17 protein-coding genes are annotated in these 17,960 nt (G+C 67.9%); 8 read left to right on the top strand and 9 right to left on the bottom strand.

Features of this window, described 5'->3' with window-relative positions:
- Positions 1–80: 80 nt before the first annotated feature.
- From rseP to rpsB, 8 genes are all read right to left on the bottom strand, one after another.
- Entirely contained in the window at positions 81–1,427 is a 1,347-nt protein-coding gene (gene rseP / locus RHOFW104R8_RS10665; protein ID WP_068096375.1) for an RIP metalloprotease RseP, read from the bottom strand.
- Between the two features lie 36 nt (positions 1,428–1,463).
- Positions 1,464–2,639, bottom strand: a complete 1,176-nt coding sequence (locus RHOFW104R8_RS10660) for a 1-deoxy-D-xylulose-5-phosphate reductoisomerase (RefSeq protein WP_068096376.1) — start codon at positions 2,637–2,639, stop codon at positions 1,464–1,466.
- Between the two features lie 2 nt (positions 2,640–2,641).
- Positions 2,642–3,460: a CDP-archaeol synthase gene (locus tag RHOFW104R8_RS10655; RefSeq protein WP_068096377.1), complete on the bottom strand. Its 819-nt coding sequence runs from the start codon at positions 3,458–3,460 to the stop codon at positions 2,642–2,644.
- A gap of 8 nt (positions 3,461–3,468) precedes the next feature.
- Positions 3,469–4,209, bottom strand: coding sequence for a polyprenyl diphosphate synthase (uppS, locus tag RHOFW104R8_RS10650; protein WP_068096379.1), 741 nt, complete (start codon positions 4,207–4,209; stop codon positions 3,469–3,471).
- A 17-nt stretch (positions 4,210–4,226) separates the two neighbouring features.
- Positions 4,227–4,784 (bottom strand): ribosome recycling factor, encoded by a 558-nt coding sequence (frr, locus tag RHOFW104R8_RS10645; RefSeq protein WP_068096380.1) that lies wholly within the window; start codon positions 4,782–4,784, stop codon positions 4,227–4,229.
- Positions 4,785–4,856: 72 nt separating this feature from the next.
- Positions 4,857–5,579: a UMP kinase gene (pyrH, locus tag RHOFW104R8_RS10640; RefSeq protein WP_068096382.1), complete on the bottom strand. Its 723-nt coding sequence runs from the start codon at positions 5,577–5,579 to the stop codon at positions 4,857–4,859.
- A gap of 226 nt (positions 5,580–5,805) precedes the next feature.
- Complete coding sequence (gene tsf, locus RHOFW104R8_RS10635; protein WP_068096383.1) at positions 5,806–6,687, bottom strand: translation elongation factor Ts; 882 nt, start codon at positions 6,685–6,687, stop codon at positions 5,806–5,808.
- Positions 6,688–6,789: 102 nt separating this feature from the next.
- A complete protein-coding gene (gene rpsB, locus RHOFW104R8_RS10630) occupies positions 6,790–7,662 on the bottom strand; it encodes a 30S ribosomal protein S2 (protein ID WP_007512047.1) in 873 nt (290 codons plus the stop codon).
- A 314-nt stretch (positions 7,663–7,976) separates the two neighbouring features.
- On the opposite strand from rpsB, the gene map reads away from it, so the two are divergent.
- The 3 genes from map to RHOFW104R8_RS10615 all read left to right on the top strand — a co-directional run bounded on the left by map (position 7,977) and on the right by RHOFW104R8_RS10615 (position 12,024).
- Positions 7,977–8,741: a type I methionyl aminopeptidase gene (gene map / locus RHOFW104R8_RS10625; RefSeq protein WP_068096385.1), complete on the top strand. Its 765-nt coding sequence runs from the start codon at positions 7,977–7,979 to the stop codon at positions 8,739–8,741.
- Positions 8,742–8,870: 129 nt separating this feature from the next.
- Positions 8,871–11,513 carry a [protein-PII] uridylyltransferase gene (gene glnD, locus RHOFW104R8_RS10620; RefSeq protein ID WP_068096387.1) on the top strand — a complete coding sequence of 881 codons (2,643 nt, stop codon included), beginning with the start codon at positions 8,871–8,873 and terminating at the stop codon, positions 11,511–11,513.
- Positions 11,514–11,574: 61 nt separating this feature from the next.
- Entirely contained in the window at positions 11,575–12,024 is a 450-nt protein-coding gene (locus RHOFW104R8_RS10615; RefSeq protein ID WP_068096388.1) for a CopD family protein, read from the top strand.
- Positions 12,025–12,107: 83 nt separating this feature from the next.
- Here the strand turns inward: RHOFW104R8_RS10615 and RHOFW104R8_RS10610 are convergent, their stop codons facing one another.
- Complete coding sequence (locus RHOFW104R8_RS10610; RefSeq protein WP_068096389.1) at positions 12,108–13,112, bottom strand: NAD-dependent epimerase; 1,005 nt, start codon at positions 13,110–13,112, stop codon at positions 12,108–12,110.
- A 258-nt stretch (positions 13,113–13,370) separates the two neighbouring features.
- On the opposite strand from RHOFW104R8_RS10610, the gene thrS reads away from it, so the two are divergent.
- From thrS to pheS, 5 genes are all read left to right on the top strand, one after another.
- Positions 13,371–15,272, top strand: coding sequence for a threonine--tRNA ligase (thrS, locus tag RHOFW104R8_RS10605; RefSeq protein WP_068096391.1), 1,902 nt, complete (start codon positions 13,371–13,373; stop codon positions 15,270–15,272).
- 44 nt (positions 15,273–15,316) lie between these two features.
- Positions 15,317–15,841 carry a translation initiation factor IF-3 gene (gene infC / locus RHOFW104R8_RS10600; protein ID WP_317616006.1) on the top strand — a complete coding sequence of 175 codons (525 nt, stop codon included), beginning with the start codon at positions 15,317–15,319 and terminating at the stop codon, positions 15,839–15,841.
- A gap of 283 nt (positions 15,842–16,124) precedes the next feature.
- A complete protein-coding gene (gene rpmI, locus RHOFW104R8_RS10595; RefSeq protein ID WP_008213504.1) occupies positions 16,125–16,322 on the top strand; it encodes a 50S ribosomal protein L35 in 198 nt (65 codons plus the stop codon).
- Between the two features lie 11 nt (positions 16,323–16,333).
- Entirely contained in the window at positions 16,334–16,693 is a 360-nt protein-coding gene (gene rplT, locus RHOFW104R8_RS10590; RefSeq protein ID WP_027493824.1) for a 50S ribosomal protein L20, read from the top strand.
- A 255-nt stretch (positions 16,694–16,948) separates the two neighbouring features.
- A complete protein-coding gene (gene pheS, locus RHOFW104R8_RS10585; RefSeq protein WP_068096395.1) occupies positions 16,949–17,944 on the top strand; it encodes a phenylalanine--tRNA ligase subunit alpha in 996 nt (331 codons plus the stop codon).
- The last annotated feature ends 16 nt before the right edge of the window (positions 17,945–17,960 follow it).

The raw sequence follows: 17,960 nt of genomic DNA, 5'->3' as shown, positions 1-17,960 counted from the left end.
GGTTGACACACCGCCGCGCCATGCTGCGGCGGACGCAGGCAGGCGTGTCGTCGGCATGCTGCAGGCGTCGGGCATCGGTATCACGACAGCAGCATGCGGTGGATATCGTTGTAGAAAGCCAGCCCCATCAGGGTGAACAGCAGGGCCAGGCCGATGTACTGGCCCACAACCATCGTCTGTTCGCTGACCGGGCTGCCCTTGATCAACTCCACAAGATAATACAGCAGGTGCCCGCCATCCAGGACCGGAATCGGCAGCAGGTTGAGGATCGCCAGGCTCAGCGACACCAGCGCCAGGAACTGCAGGAACCACGGCAGGCCCATGCTGGCCGAGGCGTTCGCGACCTCGGCGATGCCGATCACGCCGGACAGGTTGCGGGTCGAGGCCTCGCCGGTCAGCATCTTGCCGAGCATGCTGAAGGTCTGCGTGGTGTTGCGCCAGGTGGCGCCGAGCGAGGCGGCCATGGCCCTGACCGGGCCGTAACTCACGGTGGCCGTTTCGACCGGTGGCGCACCCACGCCCAGCACCCACTTCGGCGGCTGGCCCTCCAGCGACTCCCACCTGGCGGTGACGTTCAGTTGCAGCGGCCGGCCGGCGCGTTCGATCGCGACCGCCAGCACCGGCGACCTGACGGCCTCGGCCTGCACCAGTTTGCCGAACGCGGCGAAGTCGCCCACCGCCTGGCCATTGACGCTGAGGATGCGGTCGCCGCCCTGCATGCCGGCCTGTGCGGCCGGCTGGCCGGGCATCACGGTCGCGGCGATCGCCGGCGGCGGCGCCAGCTTTAGCCCGAGCTTGCCCAGGTACTGGCCCACGTCCTGCCCCGGCGGCAATTCGTCCAGCGGCAGCACCAGTTCGCGCATGCGCCCGTCCTGGCCGCGCACGGCGAGCGGCAGCGGCGCGCGCCCGAGCAGGGCATTGGCCACCACATCCATCGCATCGGTCCAGGTGCCGACGCTGCGGCCGTCGATGCTGAGGATGCGGTCGCCCGGCTGGATGCCGGCGCTGGCGGCGATGCTCTGCGGCGCCGCGGTCACCACCGGGGCGACGTCCGGGCGGCCCAGCATGAACATCAGCCAGAATGCGGCGATGGTGAAGATCAGGTTGAAGCCCGGCCCGGCCGCGACGATGGCGATGCGCTGCCACACCGGCTTGCCGGTGAACTCTTGCCCGCGCAACGCGGGGTCGACCTCGCCCTCGCGCGCGTCGAGCATCTTCACGTAGCCGCCCAGCGGGATCGCGGCGATCTGGTACTCGGTGCCGTCGCGGCCGATGCGCTTCCAGATCGCGTTGCCGAAACCGACCGAGAAGCGCAGCACCTTGACCCCACAGCGGCGCGCGACCCAGTAGTGGCCGAACTCATGGAAGGTGACCAGCACGCCCAGCGTGACCAGCAACCAGAACACCGAGCCGAAGAAGGAAGTCATCAAGTACCGTGGCGAAAAGTCATCGAGACAAGAATATCAGCAAGCATTGCGCAGAACGCGGCGTGCCGTTTCCCGGGCCGTGCGGTCGCGTTCACGAAGGGTTTCAACATCGACCACGGCCTGCGCCGGCAGTTCCGCAAGCACGGCCTCGACCACGTCGGCGATCGACAGGAACGGCAGCGCGCCGGCCAGGAAGGCTTCCACCGCGATCTCGTTGGCGGCGTTCAGCACGGCTGGGGCATCGCCGCCGGCACGCAGCGCCTGGAACGCCAGCGCCAGGCAGCGGAAGGTGGCCAGGTCCGGCCGCTCGAACTGCAGCGGGGCGCAGGCGGCCAGGTCCAGCGGCGTCACCCCGGTCTCGACCCGTTCCGGCCAGGCCAGGGCGCAAGCGATCGCGGTGCGCATGTCCGGGTTGCCGAGCTGGGCCAGCACCGAACCGTCGACGTACTCCACCATCGAATGCACCAGGCTCTGCGGGTGCACCACCACGTCGATCGCCTCGGCCGGCGCGCCGAACAGGTGGTGCGCCTCGATCACCTCCAGGCCCTTGTTCATCAGGGTGGCGGAATCGACCGAGATCTTGCGGCCCATCACCCAGTTTGGGTGCTTGCAGGCCTGCGCGGGCGTGACGTCGGCCAGCTCGGCGCGGGTACGGCCACGGAACGGTCCGCCGGAAGCGGTCAGGACCAGCCGGCGCACGCCGCTCTCGCGCAGTTCGGGGCGTCCGCCCGGCAGGCACTGGAAGATCGCGTTGTGTTCGGAATCGACCGGGATCAGCGCGCCGCCGCCAGCAGCGACCGCCTGCAGCAGCAGCGGGCCGGCCATCACGATGGATTCCTTGTTCGCCAGCAACAGGCGCTTGCCGGCGCGCGCTGCCGCCAGCGTCGACTCCAGCCCGGCGGCGCCGACGATCGCGGCCACCACGGTATCGCACAAGCCGCCGGCCGCGGCGGCGGTCAGCGCAGCGGGGCCGCTGGCCACCTCGCAGCGCACGCCGGCGGCGGCGAGGCGGCGCGCCAGCTCGGCTTCCAGCGCCGGATCGGCGATCACCGCCAGCTCCGGCCGATGCTGCACGCACAGCGCGGCGAGCGCCTCGACCTGGCGATGCGCGGTCAGCACGGTGGCGCGAAAACGCTGCGGGTGGCGCGCGATGACATCGAGCGTGTTGCCGCCGATCGAACCGGTGGCGCCGAGGACGGCGACGTTGCGCATGGTCAGAGGTCCAGCAGGAGCAGGCCGGCGGCGAATACCGGCAGCGCGGCGAATACGCTGTCCAGTCGGTCCAGCAGGCCGCCATGGCCGGGAAAAATGCTGCCCGAATCCTTTACCTGGGCATGCCGCTTCATCAGGCTCTCGATCAGGTCGCCGACGATCGACACGGCGACCGTGAGCACCGCCAGCAGTGCCAGCGCCACCAGCCGGGCGCCGCGCACGTCGAGCAGCCAGGCACCCGCTGTCGCCACCAGCACGCCGGCCACCATCGCGCCGTACGCGCCGGCCCAGGTCTTGCCCGGGCTGATCTGCTGGGCCAGCTTGCGCCTGCCGAACGCGCGGCCGCTGAAATAGGCGCCGATATCGGAGGCCCACACGATCACCAGCGCCAGCAGGGTCCACCAGGGGCCGTGCGGCACGCGGGCATGGATGCAGGCCAGGGCCATCCATGCCGGCAGGATCACCAAGGCGCCGGCCAGCAGTTTCAACGCGAGGTTCTCGCGGGTGGGCGCCGCGCCGAACGCGAAGTGGCGCAGCCACAGGCAGGCCAGCAGCCACCAGGCCACGCCGGCGGCCAGCAGCAGCGGGGCCAGCGCGGTGGCGCGCGCGCTCCACAGCCACGCGAACACGCATGCCGCCGCGAGCAGCAGGCCGATGCGCCACGCCTGACTGCGCAGGCCGCTCAATTGGGCCCATTCCCACCAGGCCGCCAGGAAGGCCAGCGAGACGATCACCGCGAACACGGCGTTCGATGACAGCAGGATGATCAGGATCACCAGCGGCGCGAGCACCAGGGCGGTGAGGGTGCGCTGAAGCAGCATGGGAATCCTCAGGAAGGGATGGCGACCTGCTCGCCGGTGCGGCCGTAGCGGCGCTCCCGGCGGGCATAGTCTTCGATGGCCCGGCGCAGGCAAGCCTGGTCGAAATCGGGCCACAAGGTGTCGGTAAAGTACAGCTCGGCGTAGGCGACCTGCCACAGCAGGAAGTTGCTGATGCGGCATTCGCCGCCGGTGCGGATGAACAGGTCCAGCGGCGGCAGCTCGGCCAGGCTCATCCACCGGCCCAGCCGGACCTCATCGAGCTGGTCCACTCGCAGCTCGCCGCGCGCCACCGCGGCGGCGGCCTGGCGGCTGGCCTGCACGATGTCCCAGCGGCCGCCGTAGCTCACCGCGATGTTCACCTGCAGCTTGTCGTTGCCGGCGGTGCGGGCCATCGCGGCGTGCATGCGCTTGTGCAGGGGCTCGTCGAACGCGTCGAGGTCGCCGATGAAGCGCAGCCGCACGCCGTGGCGGTGCAGCTCGTCCACTTCCTTGTCCAGCGCACGCACGAACAGGCCCATCAGGGCACCCACCTCGTCCTGCGGGCGCTGCCAGTTCTCGCTGGAGAAGGCGAACAGGGTCAGCACCCGGACGCCCTCGCGCAGGCACGCCTCGATCACCTCGCGCACGGCCTTGCGGCCGGCGTCATGGCCGAAGCTGCGTGGGCGGTGGCGGCCCTTGGCCCAGCGGCCGTTGCCGTCCATGACGATGGCGATATGGCGCGGAACCTGGGCCGCTTCAGCGCCGGGCATGACGGATGCGATGGCGCTCAGAGCGCCATCAGCTCCTCTTCCTTGGCCTTGACCACGGCGTCCACGTCTTTCACCGCGCGGTCGGTGAGCTTCTGGATCTCGTCGTCGACGCGGCGGTCTTCATCCTCGGTGATGAGTTTTTCCTTGAGCAGGTCCTTGACCTGCTGCAACGCGTCGCGGCGCACGTTGCGGATCGCGATCTTGGCGTTCTCGCCCTCGTGGCCGACGTGCTTGGCCAGCTCGCGGCGGCGCTCCTCGGTGAGCGCGGGCATGTTGAGGCGGATCACGGTGCCGGCGGTGGTCGGCGTAATGCCCAGGTCGGAGGCCATCAGCGCCTTCTCGATCGGCGCCACCATGGTCTTTTCCCAGGGCGTGATGATGATCGTGCGCGCGTCGGACAGCGTGACCGAGGCGACCTGGGTCAACGGCATGTCGGACCCGTAGTAGGGCACCTTGATGCCGTCCACCAGCGCGGTGCTGGCGCGGCCGGTGCGGATGCGGGTGAGGTCGTGCTTGAGTGATTCGATGCTCTTGCCCATGCGGGTCTGGGCGTCGTTCTTGATGTCGTTGAGCATGTGGCGCTTCCCGGTGAATCTGGCAACGTTCGATTATAGCAGTGGAGGCCGGCGAGGCTTGCTGCGGCGCGGTCAGCCGCCGTCGACCAGGGTACCGATCGGCTCGCCGCGCATGATCTGCATGAGGCTGCCCGGCACGGTCATGTCGTAGATGCGCAGCGGCATGCCGTGGTCGCGGCACAGCGCGATGGCGGCGGTGTCCATCACCTGCAGGTTGCGCTGGATCACGTCACCGTAGGTGAGCTGTTCGTAGCGGGTGGCGTCGGCGTGGCGGGCCGGGTCGGCGGTGTACACGCCGTCGACCTTGGTGGCCTTCAGCAGCAGGTCGGCGCCGATTTCCACCGCGCGCAGGGCGGCGGCCGAGTCGGTGGTGAAGAACGGGTTGCCGGTGCCGGCGGCGAACAGCACGATGCGTCCCTTCTCGATGTGGCGGATCGCCCGGCGGCGGATGTAGTCCTCGGCCACGTCGTGGATCTGGATCGCGCTCATCACGCGTGCGTAGCCGCCGCGCTTCTCGATCGCGTCGGCCATCGCCAGCGCGTTCATCACCGTGGCCAGCATGCCCATGTGGTCGCCGGTGACGCGGTCCATGCCGGCGGCGGCGAGGCCGGCGCCGCGGAAGATGTTGCCGCCGCCGATCACCACGCCCACCTGCACCCCGGCCTTGCGCACCTCGATGATCTCGTCGGCGAGGCGGCCGATCACCTTCGGGTCGATGCCGTAGTCGGCGTCGCCCATCAGCGCTTCACCGGAGAGCTTGAGCAGGATGCGGTGGTACTTCGGCTGGTCGCTCATGGGGTCTCCGGATTGTGTGGGGCAAACCGTCACATTGTAGCGGAGGGCGGGTGGCGACGGGGCGGGCGCGAACGGAAAGGAGCGAAAAATGCGGGTGCGCGCCGCCGGGTCTCCGGAGACCGTGGAAACGAAAAGGGCCGCGGTTTCCCGCGGCCCTCGATTCGAAGCATCGCTTTTTCTAGACAGTCCGGCCATGGATGGCCGGTCTGCCGGTCAGGGACGACTATTACCTCAAACCGGCCTGCTTCATCACTTCGGCGGCGAAATCCTCTTCCACCTTCTCGATGCCTTCGCCGACGGCCAGGCGGGCCACCGAGAGGACGTCGGCGCCTTCCTTCTTCAGCGCCTCGGCCACGGTCACGTTGGTGTCCAGCACGTAGGGCTGGCCGAGCAGGGTGACCTCGGAGACGATCTTGTGGACCTTGCCGGAGACGATCTTCTCCAGGATGTCGGCGGGCTTGTTCTTTTCCTTGTCAGACATGGCGGCCAGCGCGATTTCCTTTTCCTTGGCGAGGAAGTCGGTCGGCACGTCCTCGGCGCGGACATAGGCGGGGTTCATCGCGGCGACGTGCATCGCGATGCCCCTGGCCAGCTCCTCGGAGCCGCCCTTGAGCGCCACCAGCACGCCGATGCGGCCGCCGTGGATGTAGCTGCCGATGATGCCGTTGGTCGCGACGCGGGCCAGGCGGCGCACGTCGATCTTCTCACCGATGGTGGCGATCAGCGTCTTGGCGGCTTCTTCCACGTTGGCGGCGCCCGGGTAGGCGGCCGCCTTCAGCGCGTCGATGTCGGCGGCGCCGGAGTTCAGCGCGACGTCGGCGACGGTGTCGCTGAATTTCAGGAAGCTGGCGTCCTTGGCGACGAAGTCAGTCTCGCAGTTGATCTCGACCAGCACGGCCTTGCCCGGGGCCTGGGCGGCCACGATGCGGCCTTCGGCGGCGACGCGGCTGGCCTTCTTGTCGGCCTTGGCCAGGCCGGACTTGCGCAGCCACTCCATCGCGGCTTCGATGTCGCCGTTGTTCTCGACCAGCGCCTTCTTGCATTCCATCATGCCGGCGCCGGACCGCTCGCGCAGCTCCTTGACCAGTTGTGCGGAAATATTGCTCATCGTCAATCCTCTGAATGCGTCAGTTGCGCGGCGGCGATGGAGCGCCACCGCGCGGTTATCGCGTGCGGATGCGACGGCGGCGCCGGGCCGCCGTCGCCGCGCTTACTTGGCGGCAGGCGCGCCGTCGTTGCGCGGGCCGCGGCCGCCGTCACGGCCGCCATCGCGGCGCGGGGCGCTCTTGCGCGGGGCGGCGTCGCGGCGCGGAGCCGGCTTGCGATCGACCTTGGCGACCGGGTTGCCTTCCTCGTCCAGCTCGACGAAGTCGTTGGCGTCGCCCTGGGCGGCGGCAGGCGCGGCGGCCTTGCCTTCGAGGATCGAGTCGGCGGCGGCGCGGGCGTACAGCTGGATCGCGCGGATCGCGTCGTCATTGCCCGGGATGGCGTAGTCGACCAGTTCCGGGTTGTAGTTGGTGTCGACCACGGCGATCACCGGGATGCCGAGCTTCTTGGCTTCCTGCACGGCAATGTCTTCGTGGCCGATGTCGATCACGAACAGCGCGTCGGGCAGGCGGTTCATGTCCTTGATGCCGCCCAGCGAGGCCTGCAGCTTGTCGCGTTCGCGGCGACGGGCCAGCACTTCGTGCTTGACCAGCTTCTCGAAGCTGCCGTCGGTCTCGGCCGCTTCCAGCTCCTTCAGGCGCGAAACGGACTGCTTCACGGTGCGGAAGTTGGTCAGCATGCCGCCGAGCCAGCGCGAGGTGACGAACGGCATGCCGGCGCGGGCGGCCTCTTCGGCCAGCGGCTCGCGCGCCGAGCGCTTGGTGCCGACGAATAGGACGGTGCCGCGCTTCTGGGCCAGACCCGATAGGAAGTTCATCGCGTCGGTGAACAGCGGCAGGGTCTTTTCGAGGTTGATGATGTGGATCTTGCCGCGGGCGCCGAAGATGTACGGGGCCATCTTCGGGTTCCAGTAACGGGTCTGGTGACCGAAATGGACGCCGGCTTCGAGCATCTGGCGCATGGTGACTTGGGCCATGGGTGTAACTCCGATTGTTGAGCCTGGTGACAGGCTCGGGGGTTGGGACCTCCACGCATCCCCGGCTTCGACCGCGACTGGCCCGATGTTGTCGGTGGGCGAGGCGCGGCACCCCGAAGGCGGTGCCGATGCGTGTGTGGCGTTGGTTGGGGTGTTGTACCGCTGGGGGTTACAATCCCGGTTCGCTTTGCGCTGGCCGGGCCGTCAAGACGGGCCTGTCAGGTCTGCAAAACTCCGAGATTGTAGCCGGTCCGCCGGCGGCGCGGCAAGTTGCTGGATTTCCTGGGCTTCTGTCGCCATATGAAGTGGAATCCATGGCCATTACCCTGAAATCCCCCGCAGACCTCGAAGGCATGCGTGTCGCCGGCAAGCTGGCGGCCGAAGTGCTGGCGATGCTCAAGGAATACGTCAAACCCGGCGTCACCACCGAGGAACTGGACCGGCGCGCCTACGAGCACATCGTGAACGTGCAGAAGGCGATTCCTGCCAACGTCGGCTACCACGGCTTCCCGAAGACCCTGTGCACCTCGGTCAACCACGTGATCTGCCATGGCATCCCGAACGAGGGCAAGGTGCTCAAGGACGGCGACATCGTCAACCTCGACGTCACCGTGATCAAGGACGGCTGGCACGGCGACACCAGCCGCATGTACGTCGCCGGCACCCCGTCGGTGCTGGCCAGGCGGCTGGTCGACACCACCTTCGAGGCGATGATGCGCGGCATCCAGGCGGTGCGCCCGGGCGCCACCCTGGGCGACATCGGTCACGCGATCCAGCAGCATGCCGAGGCGGCCGGCTTTTCGGTGGTGCGCGAGTACTGCGGGCACGGCATCGGCAAGGTCTACCACGACGAGCCGCAGGTGTTGCACTACGGCAAGCCCGGCACCGGGGTGGAGCTGAAGAAGGGCATGACCTTCACCGTCGAGCCGATGATCAACGCCGGCAAGCCGCAGACCCGCCAGCTGCCGGACGGCTGGACGGTGGTCACCAAGGACCATTCGCTGTCGGCGCAGTGGGAGCACACCATCGCGGTCACCGATGACGGCTTCGAGATCCTCACGCCCTGGCCCGACGCTTGAAGCAGGAGTGAGCGGAGAGGGGTGAGAAACGAGAGCCGGGCACGTGGCGCCTGAAGCCGGATGCTGTGGAGACATGGCAGACTGCCCCTCTCACTCCTCACTTCTCTTCACTCACTCCCCGCTTTTCGCATGCCGACCGGCTCCCCAGTACTTCCTCCCTTGCCGCGCCTGCCGGCGGCGGTGCCGCGTTCGGGCGTCTCGGCCGACGCGCGGCGGGCACTGCGGCAACTGCTGGGCGACGTCGACCGGGCGCTGGCCACGGCGTTTCGCGACGGCGCCGATGCCAGCATGCTGGCGCGGCGGCGCGGCGAATCGGTCGACCGGGTAGTGGCGCACGTATGGACGGCCTGCCTCGGCGACGTGACCGGGGCGGCGCTGTTCGCGGTCGGCGGCTACGGCCGTGGCCTGCTGTTTCCGTATTCGGACGTGGACCTGCTGGCCCTGGTGCAGGCGCCGGAGCCGGCCCGGCGGCGCGCGCTGGAGCAGTTTTTTGCCACGTTGTGGGATATCGGCCTGAAGGTGGGCCATGCGGTACGCGACCCGGCGCAGTGCCGCACGCTGGCCGCGCAGGACGCCAGCGTGTTCACCAGCCTGCTGGACGCCCGTCGGCTGGCGGGCGACCCGGCATTCGATACGCGGCTGCGTGCCGTGGTCGACGATCCCGCGCTGTGGCCGGCGCCGGCGTACCTGGCGGCGCGGCTGGCCGAGCGCGATGCCCGTCACGCCCGTTTCGACGACACCGCCTACAACCTCGAACCGAACCTCAAGGACGGGCCCGGCGGCCTGCGCACGCTTGATTCGCTGCGCTGGCTGGGCCGGCGGCTGGCGCATGCGGGCGAACTCGCCGACATGGTGGCGGAAGGGTTGCTCGATCCGGCCGAGCAGTCCGCGCTGGAGCAGTCCGAGGCCACTTTGCGCCGCTACCGTTACGCGCTGCACCTGGAGGCGGGCCGGCCCGAGGAGCGGTTGCTGTTCGACTACCAGCGTGCGCTGGCCGCGCGGCTGGGCTTCGAGGACGAACACGAAAGAAACCTCGGCGTCGAGCAGTTCATGCAGGGCTATTACCGCGCCGCCAGCCAGGTCGAGCGGCTCGGCATGCAGGTCGCCGAGCGCTTCGTGGAAATGCTGGAGCCCCCGGGCGAGGCGGTGCCCGTGGGTGCCGACTTCATCCGCTACGGCAAGCGCCTGGCGGCGCGCGACCCGCAGCTGTTCATGCGCCGGCCGGCTGCCCTGGTGGAGATCTTCATCGCGCGGCTGGACCAGCCTGGCGTGGTCGGCTTCAGCGCCGACACCATGCGCCGCATCCACCAGGCCACCGCCGCGCATGGCGATGCGCTGGCCGACGACGGCGAGGTGCTGGCCGCGTTCCTGCAGCTGCTGCGCCGTGGTGCGCCGGCGGTGGAGGCACTGTGGCGGATGAACCGGCACGGCCTGCTGGCGGCGATCCTGCCGGCGTTCGGCAAGGTGTTCGGGCGCATGCAGTACGACCTGTTCCATGTCTACACGGTCGATGAACACACCCTGCGCGTGCTGCGCAACCTGGCGCGCTTCGCCGACCCGGCGGCGAAGCGCGAGTTTCCGCTCGGCTGCGAGATATGGCACGGCCTGCCCGCCCCGGAAGTGATGTTGCTGGCGGGGCTGTTCCACGACATCGCCAAGGGGCGCGGCGGCGACCATTCGGTGCTCGGCGCGGAGGATGCGCGGGCGTTCTGCAGCCGGCTCGGGCTGCCGCCGGCCGACGTCGAGCGGGTCGCCTGGCTGGTGCGCTGGCACCTGCTGATGAGCACCACCGCGCAGCGCCAGGACATCACCGACCCGGACGTGGTGCACCGGTTCGCCGACGTGGTCGGCAGCCGCGAGCGGCTAGGCCAGCTGTACCTGCTCACCGTGGCCGACATTATCGGCACCAGCCCGCGGCTGTGGAACGGCTGGAAGGACCGCCTGCTCGCCGACTTGTGCACCAGCACGCGCTACGCCCTGCGCAGCGACGTGGAACTGCCGCGCGACATCGGCGCGCGCGCGCGCGAATGCTCCGAATATGCGCTGGCGCTGCTGCTGAACGAGGGGCATGCCGAGGCCGACGTGGTGCGGGTCTGGGCCGACTTCCCCCAGCTCAGCTTCCTGCGCCACCGGCCGGAGCAGATCGCCTGGCAGACCGCGGCGATCCTGCGGGCGCAGGGCGCGCTGCCGCTGGTGGCCGTGCATCCGCTGTCGGTGCGCGGCAGCACCGAGCTGTTCGTCTACACGCCCGATCGCGACGGCCTGTTCGCCACCATCACCGCGGTACTGGATCGCCTGCGTTTCTCGGTGTTGGAGGCGCGCATCCTCAGCTCGCCGACCGGGATGGCGCTGGACACCCTGCTGCTGCTCGATGCGGACAGCCAGCAGCCGGTGAGCGCGGCGCGGGCGGAGGAATTGCAGCAGCGGCTGCAGCGCGCGCTGGCGCAATCGGCCGGCGTGCAGCCGAGCAAGCGCGGCATGTCGCGCCACCAGAAGCATTTCCAGATGACCCCGCAGATCAGTTTCCACGCCGCCGGCGGCCGCACCCAGCTGGCCCTGATCGGTGCCGACCGTCCCGGCCTGCTGGCCGCGGTGGCGCAGGTGATGCTGGCCACCGGGGTACGCGTGCACGACGCGCGCATCGCCACCTTCGGCGAGCGCGTGGAGGATTTCTTCCAGCTCACCGACCGCCACGACGCGCCGCTCGACGAGGCGCTGCAGGGGCGCCTGTTGCAGGCGCTGCTGGAACGGATCGGTCCGGCGCGGGATTGAGCGGCGGTCTGCGCGTTATCATCGCGGCCGCTGCGCATTGCAGCGGCCACGCGGCTTCGCCATGACCTACCTGCTGATCAAGTCGTTGCACCTGCTGTTCGTGATCGCCTGGATGGCCACGGTGTTCTACCTGCCGCGGATCCTGGTGAACATGGCCGAGGCGGCGGACGAGCCGGCGGTGCTGGCGCGGCTGCAGCTGATGGGGCGGCGGCTGTACAAGTTCGGCCACAACATGTTCGGCATCGCGTTCCTGTTCGGCCTGACCCTGTGGCAGGGCTGGCGCGTGTTTCCGCAGACGTTGCCAAACGTGACCGCCGGCACGCACTGGATCGACGCCAAGCTGACCCTGGTCGCCGTGCTGCTGGCGTACTTCATCTGGGCTGGGCGGCTGCTCAAGCGCAGCGAAAAGGGCGGCGCGCTGCCGTCCTCGCGCGCGCTGCGCTGGCTCAACGAGCCGCCGGTGCTGCTGCTGCTGGGCGTGATCTGGCTGGTAATCGCCAAGCCGTTTTGAGGTAGCGTGTAGGAGCGCACCCTGTGCGCGAGCTTTCCGTTACGTGACGAAGAGTCATCGCGCACGGGGTGCGCTCCTACACGTCAGTTGTAGTACTCGCGGTACCACGCGACGAAGCGCGCCACGCCATCCTCGATCGAGGTATGCGGCGCGTAGCCCACGTCACGGCGCAGCGCCGACACGTCGGCCCAGGTGTCCGGCACGTCGCCCGGCTGCATCGGCAGCAGGCGCTTTTCCACGGTACGGCCGAGGTTCTGTTCCAGCAGCTCGATGAAGCGCAGCAGCTGCACCGGCTGGTCGTTGCCGAGGTTGTAGACGCGGTACGGCGCGCTCGAGGTGCCGGGGTTCGGCCGCTCGGCGTCATAAGCCGGGTCCGGTTCGGCCGGGTGGTCCAGCGTGCGGATCACGCCCTCGACGATGTCGTCGACGTAGGTGAAGTCGCGGCTGTGGCGGCCGAAGTTGAACACGTCGATCGGTTCGCCGCGGCTGATCCGGTCGGCAAACAGCATCGGCGACATGTCCGGCCGTCCCCACGGCCCGTACACGGTGAAGAAGCGCAGGCCGGTGGTGGGCAGGCCGTACAGGTGGCTGTAGGTGTGCGCCATCAGCTCGTTCGCCTTCTTGCTGGCGGCGTACAGGCTGACCGGGTGGTCGACCGCGTCCTCCACCGCGAACGGCAGCTTGCGGTTGGCGCCGTAGACCGAGCTGGACGAGGCGTAGACCAGGTGCTCCACGGCGCCGTGGCGGCAGGCTTCGAGGATGTTGACGAAACCGACCAGGTTGCTCGACACGTAGGCCTGCGGGTTCTTCAGCGAATAGCGCACGCCGGCCTGCGCGGCGAGGTTCACCACGCGCTGCGGCCCGAACGTGGCGAACGCATGGTTCACCGCGCCCGCATCGGCCAGGTCGGCGCGCTGGTGGGTGTAGTTCGGGTGGTCGATGAAGCGCGCCAGGCGGGCTTCCTTCAGCGCCGGATCGTAATAGTCGTTGTGGTTGTCGTAGCCGTGGACCACGTCGCCGCGCGCCAGCAGGCGCTGCGCCAGGGCGGCGCCGATGAAGCCGGCGGTGCCGGTGACCAGGATGCGCATGGAGTGTCCTCGGGAGATCGCGGGTATTGTATCGCCGCCGACGGCCGGCGAAGCCACGCCGGCTGCGGATTGACAGGCCATCCAGGCTAAACTAGCGTTTCTGCATCCATCACCAGACAAGGTGGCCCGCGCTGCGCGCCGGCCGAGTGTGCGACATGGCAACTACCCGCTTCCACGACTGACCGCCAGCACGCCTTCGTTTCTTCGTCATCAAAGAAAGGGCGTCATGCCCTTTTTTGCTTTTCCAGAGAAGCCTCCATGATTGAAATCACGCTACCCGACGGCAGCAGGAAACCGTTCGACCATCCGGTCACCGTGCAGGACGTGGCCGCCTCGATCGGCGCCGGCCTGGCCAAGGCGACCCTGGCCGGCAAGGTCGACGGCCGGCTGGTCGACGCCAGCTTCCCGATCGAGCATGACGCCAGTGTGCAGATCGTCACCGAGAAGAGTCCCGAGGCGCTGGAGATCCTGCGCCACTCCACCGCGCACCTGATGGGCCAGGCGGTGCAGCGGCTGTTCCCGGGCGCGCAGGTCACGATCGGCCCGGTGATTGACAACGGCTTCTATTACGACTTCGCCTACGAGCGCCCGTTCACCCCGGACGACCTGCCCAGGATCGAGGCGGAGATGCACAAGATCGTCGCCGAGCAACTGCCGGTGACGCGCAGCGTGAAGTCGCGCGACGAGGCGGTGGCGTTCTTCCGCGGCATCGGCGAAAACTTCAAGGCGGAGATCATCGAGGGTATTCCGGCCAGCGAGGACCTGTCGCTGTACACGCAGGGCGAGTTCACCGACCTGTGCCGCGGCCCGCACGTGCCGAACACCGGCAAGCTGCATTCGTTCAAGCTGATGAAGGTGGCTGGCGCGTACTGGCGCGGCGATTCGAACAACGCGATGCTCAGCCGCATCTACGGCACCGCCTGGCTCAACGACAAGGACCTCAAGGCCTGGCTGCTCCAACTGGAGGAGGCCGAGAAGCGCGACCATCGCAAGATCGGCAGGCAACTCGACCTGTTCCACCAGCAGGAAGAGAGTCCGGGCATGGTGTTCTGGCACCCGAACGGCTGGGCGATCTGGCAGCAGGTCGAGCAGTACATGCGCGGCGTGTACAGGAAGAGCGGCTACCAGGAGGTGCGCTGCCCGCAGGTGCTGGACGTGTCGCTGTGGAAGAAATCCGGGCACTGGGACAACTATCAGGAAAACATGTTCTTCACCGAGTCGGAGAAGCGTACCTACGCGCTGAAGCCGATGAACTGCCCGGGCCACGTGCAGGTGTTCAACACCGGCCTGCACAGCTACCGCGAACTGCCGATCCGCTACGGCGAGTTCGGCGGCTGCCACCGCAACGAGCCGTCCGGCGCGCTGCACGGCATCATGCGCGTGCGCGCGTTCACCCAGGACGACGGCCACATCTTCTGCACCGCCGGGCAGATCGAGTCGGAAGTCACCGCGTTCCACCGGCAGGCGATGCAGGTCTACGCGGACTTCGGCTTCGAGGACATCGGCCTGAAGATCGCTCTGCGCCCGGACAAGCGCATCGGCGACGATGCGGTGTGGGATCGCGCCGAGGCGGCCTTGCGCGCGGCGCTCTCCGCCGCCGGCGTGGCCTGGGAGGAACTGCCGGGCGAGGGCGCGTTCTACGGCCCCAAGATCGAGTACCACATGAAGGACTCGATCGGCCGGGCCTGGCAGGTCGGCACCATGCAGGTCGATTTCATGATGCCCGAGCGGCTCGGCGCCGAGTACGTGGACGAGCATTCGCAGAAGCGGCATCCGGTGATGCTGCACCGGGCCATCGTGGGTTCGATGGAGCGTTTCATCGGCATCCTGATCGAGCACCACGCCGGCCTGCTGCCGGCCTGGCTGGCCCCGGTACAGGCGGTGGTGATCAATATCACCGATGCGCAGGCCGATTACGTCCGCGAAGTGACGCAAACCCTTGTCGACAAAGGTTTCCGGGTACAATCGGATTTGCGCAACGAGAAAGTCGGCTATAAAATCCGCGAGCATACGCTGCAGAAAGTGCCTTATCTTCTCGTGGTCGGTGATCGCGAGAAGGAGACGGGTGCTGTTTCCGTGCGTACCCGTTCCGGCGAGGACCTGGGCAGCATGCCGCTGGCCGGCTTCGTGGAACGACTGGAGACCGAAATCCGGCGCTGAGCGCCGGGCGGTCTGTTTCATCACTTCTTCTGGAGGATCGTGGTATCGCTACCACCGACAACAAGGGCAATCGTCGTAACCTGGAAATCCGCGTGCCGCGCGTGCGCGTGATCGGCCCGGATTCCGAACAGCTCGGCATTCTCTCCCGTGACGAGGCGCTGCGCGCGGCCGAGGAAGCGGGCATGGATCTGGTCGAGATCCAGCCGAACGGCGATCCGCCGGTCTGCCGCATCATGGATTACGGCAAGTTCAAGTTCGAAGCCCAGAAGAAGGCGCAGGCCGCCAAGAAGAAGCAGAAGCAGGTCGAGATCAAGGAAGTGAAGTTCCGTCCGGTCACGGACGTGGGCGACTACCAGATCAAGCTGCGCAACATGCTTCGCTTCCTCGAGGAAGGCGACAAGGTCAAGGTCACCATCCGCTTCCGCGGCCGCGAGATGTCGCACCAGGACCTGGGCCAGAACCTGGCCAAGAAGATCCAGGAAGACGTCGGCGAGAACGGCCTGGTCGAATCCTTCCCGCGGCTGGAAGGGCGCCAGATGGTCATGATGATCGGCCCGAAGAAGAAATAGGCATCACGGCGCCCATCGCGCCGGGCTGCTTCCGGTAGGAGCGCACCCTGTGCGCGATGCTCTGATGGCGATCGGTGCCAAGAGCATTCGCGCACAAGGTGCGCTCCTACTGGTATCCGGGGGCTGAACTCCGTATAATCGCCGGTTCGACCCGCTTGGAAGGGTCGTGCACCGATCATGGCAGGAAGGAAAGCGTGGCCAGATCCCTCCCGGGATGCCGCCGCCAGATCAGTCAGAAACCGGGCCGTCCCGAGCGGACGAGTCCCACACAAGGAGCATTACCATGCCCAAGATCAAGACCAACCGGGCGGCGGCGAAGCGTTTTCGCAAGACCGCGTCGGGCAAGATCAAGTGCGGCCACGCGTTCAAGTCGCACATCCTGACCAAGAAGTCGACCAAGCTGAAGCGTGGTCTCCGTGCCCCGAACCACCTCAAGGCGTGCGACGCCCCGGGCGTGGCTCGCATGCTGCCGTACTTGTGAGGAGATAGACCATGGCTCGTGTAAAGCGTGGCGTCACCGCCCGTCGTCGTCACAAGAAAATCATCGGCCGCGCCAAGGGCTACTACAACGCCCGTCGCAAGGTCTTCCGCGTCGCCAACCAGGCCGTCGTCAAGGCCGGCCAGTACGCGTACATCGGCCGCAAGCAGCGCAAGCGCCAGTTCCGTGCGTTGTGGATCGTCCGCATCAACGCCGCCGCGCGCATGTTCGGCCTGTCCTACAGCCGCCTGATCAATGGCCTGAGCAAGGCCGGCATCACGGTCGACCGCAAGGTCCTCGCCGATATCGCCGTGCACGACATCAAGGCGTTTGGCGCGATCGCCGAGAAAGCGAAGGCCAGTCTGGCCGCTTGATCGTCGGGCGCTGCGGCGCCAGCACGATATGATGTAAAGCAAGCGGGGAGGAGGCCAACGCCTCCTCCCCGTTTTTGTTGGAAAAATGCTCTCTGCGATTGCCTCCTCTCCCTTTGGGAGAGGATTGAGGTGAGGGTTCGGGGCTTGCCCCATCCTTTATCAAAGCACGCTTCGAACCGGCGACAACGCAAGAGTGGCCCCTCACCCTGCCCTCTCCCCGAAGGGGAGAGGGGAAGCAGCGAGAAGCGCATCACTATGGACGACCTGGACAGCCGCGCCGCGCAGGCGCTGGCCGAAATCGACAAGGCCGACACGCTGGAGGCGCTCGACGCGCTGCGCGTCGGCCTGCTCGGCAAGAGCGGCATCGTCACCGCCGCGCTGAAGACGCTGGGCGCGCTGGCGCCGGAGGAGCGCAAGCTGCGCGGCGCCGAGGTCAACAAGGTCAAGGAGCGCCTGTCCGACGCCTTGGGTGCACGCAAAGCTAGCCTGGAGCAGGCGGAACTCGATCGTCGCCTTGCCTCCGAGAAGCTCGACATCACGCTGCCCGGGCGCGATGGCGCGCGCGGCGGCATCCATCCGATCACCCGCGCGCTGGAGCGCATCGCATCGATCTTCGCGCGGCTCGGCTACCAGCGTGCCGACGGTCCGGAGATCGAGGACGACTGGCACAACTTCGAGGCGCTGAATTTCCCGCCGCACCATCCGGCGCGCGCGATGCACGACACCTTCTACTTCGGCGACGGCCGCCTGTTGCGCACGCATACCTCGCCGGTGCAGATCCGTTCGATGGCCGGTCGCCAGCCGCCGATCCGCATCATCGCGCCGGGCAAGGTCTACCGCAGCGATTCGGACCAGACCCATTCGCCGATGTTCCACCAGATCGAAGGCCTGCTGGTCGACGAGACCTCCAGCTTCGCCGATCTGAAGGGGACGCTGGCCGAGTTCATCCGCGCGTTCTTCGAGCGCGACTTCGAGATGCGCTTCCGCCCCAGCTACTTCCCGTTCACCGAGCCTTCGGCCGAGGTGGACATCCGCTGGGACGCGGAGGACGGCTCGACGCGCTGGCTCGAGGTGCTGGGATGCGGCATGGTGCATCCGAACGTGTTGAAGAACTGCGGCATCGATCCGGAGCGCTACACCGGCTTCGCCTTCGGCCTGGGCGTCGAGCGCTTCGCCATGCTGCGCTACGGCGTCACCGATCTGCGTGCGTTCTTCGAGAACGATTTGCGGTTCCTGAAGCAGTTTGCGTAAACGCCAGGCAAGGGAC

This window comes from Rhodanobacter sp. FW104-R8 (assembly GCF_001617365.1).
Classification (GTDB): domain Bacteria; phylum Pseudomonadota; class Gammaproteobacteria; order Xanthomonadales; family Rhodanobacteraceae; genus Rhodanobacter.
The sequence above is the reverse complement of the archived record's forward strand: the minus strand, read 5'-3'. Positions and strand labels throughout refer to the sequence as shown.

Excerpts from the sequence above, each read along its gene's own strand:
- pyrH (WP_068096382.1), bottom strand. The coding sequence starts at position 5,579 with ATGAGCGACCAGCCGAAGTACCACCGCATCCTGCTCAAGCTCTCCGGT.
- map (WP_068096385.1), top strand. The coding sequence starts at position 7,977 with ATGGCCATTACCCTGAAATCCCCCGCAGACCTCGAAGGCATGCGTGTC.
- RHOFW104R8_RS10615 (WP_068096388.1), top strand. The coding sequence starts at position 11,575 with ATGACCTACCTGCTGATCAAGTCGTTGCACCTGCTGTTCGTGATCGCC.
- pheS (WP_068096395.1), top strand. The coding sequence starts at position 16,949 with ATGGACGACCTGGACAGCCGCGCCGCGCAGGCGCTGGCCGAAATCGAC.
- tsf (WP_068096383.1), bottom strand. The coding sequence starts at position 6,687 with ATGAGCAATATTTCCGCACAACTGGTCAAGGAGCTGCGCGAGCGGTCC.
- rplT (WP_027493824.1), top strand. The coding sequence starts at position 16,334 with ATGGCTCGTGTAAAGCGTGGCGTCACCGCCCGTCGTCGTCACAAGAAA.
- glnD (WP_068096387.1), top strand. The coding sequence starts at position 8,871 with ATGCCGACCGGCTCCCCAGTACTTCCTCCCTTGCCGCGCCTGCCGGCG.
- RHOFW104R8_RS10610 (WP_068096389.1), bottom strand. The coding sequence starts at position 13,112 with ATGCGCATCCTGGTCACCGGCACCGCCGGCTTCATCGGCGCCGCCCTG.
- rseP (WP_068096375.1), bottom strand. The coding sequence starts at position 1,427 with ATGACTTCCTTCTTCGGCTCGGTGTTCTGGTTGCTGGTCACGCTGGGC.
- frr (WP_068096380.1), bottom strand. The coding sequence starts at position 4,784 with ATGCTCAACGACATCAAGAACGACGCCCAGACCCGCATGGGCAAGAGC.
- RHOFW104R8_RS10660 (WP_068096376.1), bottom strand. The coding sequence starts at position 2,639 with ATGCGCAACGTCGCCGTCCTCGGCGCCACCGGTTCGATCGGCGGCAAC.
- rpmI (WP_008213504.1), top strand. The coding sequence starts at position 16,125 with ATGCCCAAGATCAAGACCAACCGGGCGGCGGCGAAGCGTTTTCGCAAG.
- RHOFW104R8_RS10655 (WP_068096377.1), bottom strand. The coding sequence starts at position 3,460 with ATGCTGCTTCAGCGCACCCTCACCGCCCTGGTGCTCGCGCCGCTGGTG.
- thrS (WP_068096391.1), top strand. The coding sequence starts at position 13,371 with ATGATTGAAATCACGCTACCCGACGGCAGCAGGAAACCGTTCGACCAT.
- uppS (WP_068096379.1), bottom strand. The coding sequence starts at position 4,209 with ATGCCCGGCGCTGAAGCGGCCCAGGTTCCGCGCCATATCGCCATCGTC.
- rpsB (WP_007512047.1), bottom strand. The coding sequence starts at position 7,662 with ATGGCCCAAGTCACCATGCGCCAGATGCTCGAAGCCGGCGTCCATTTC.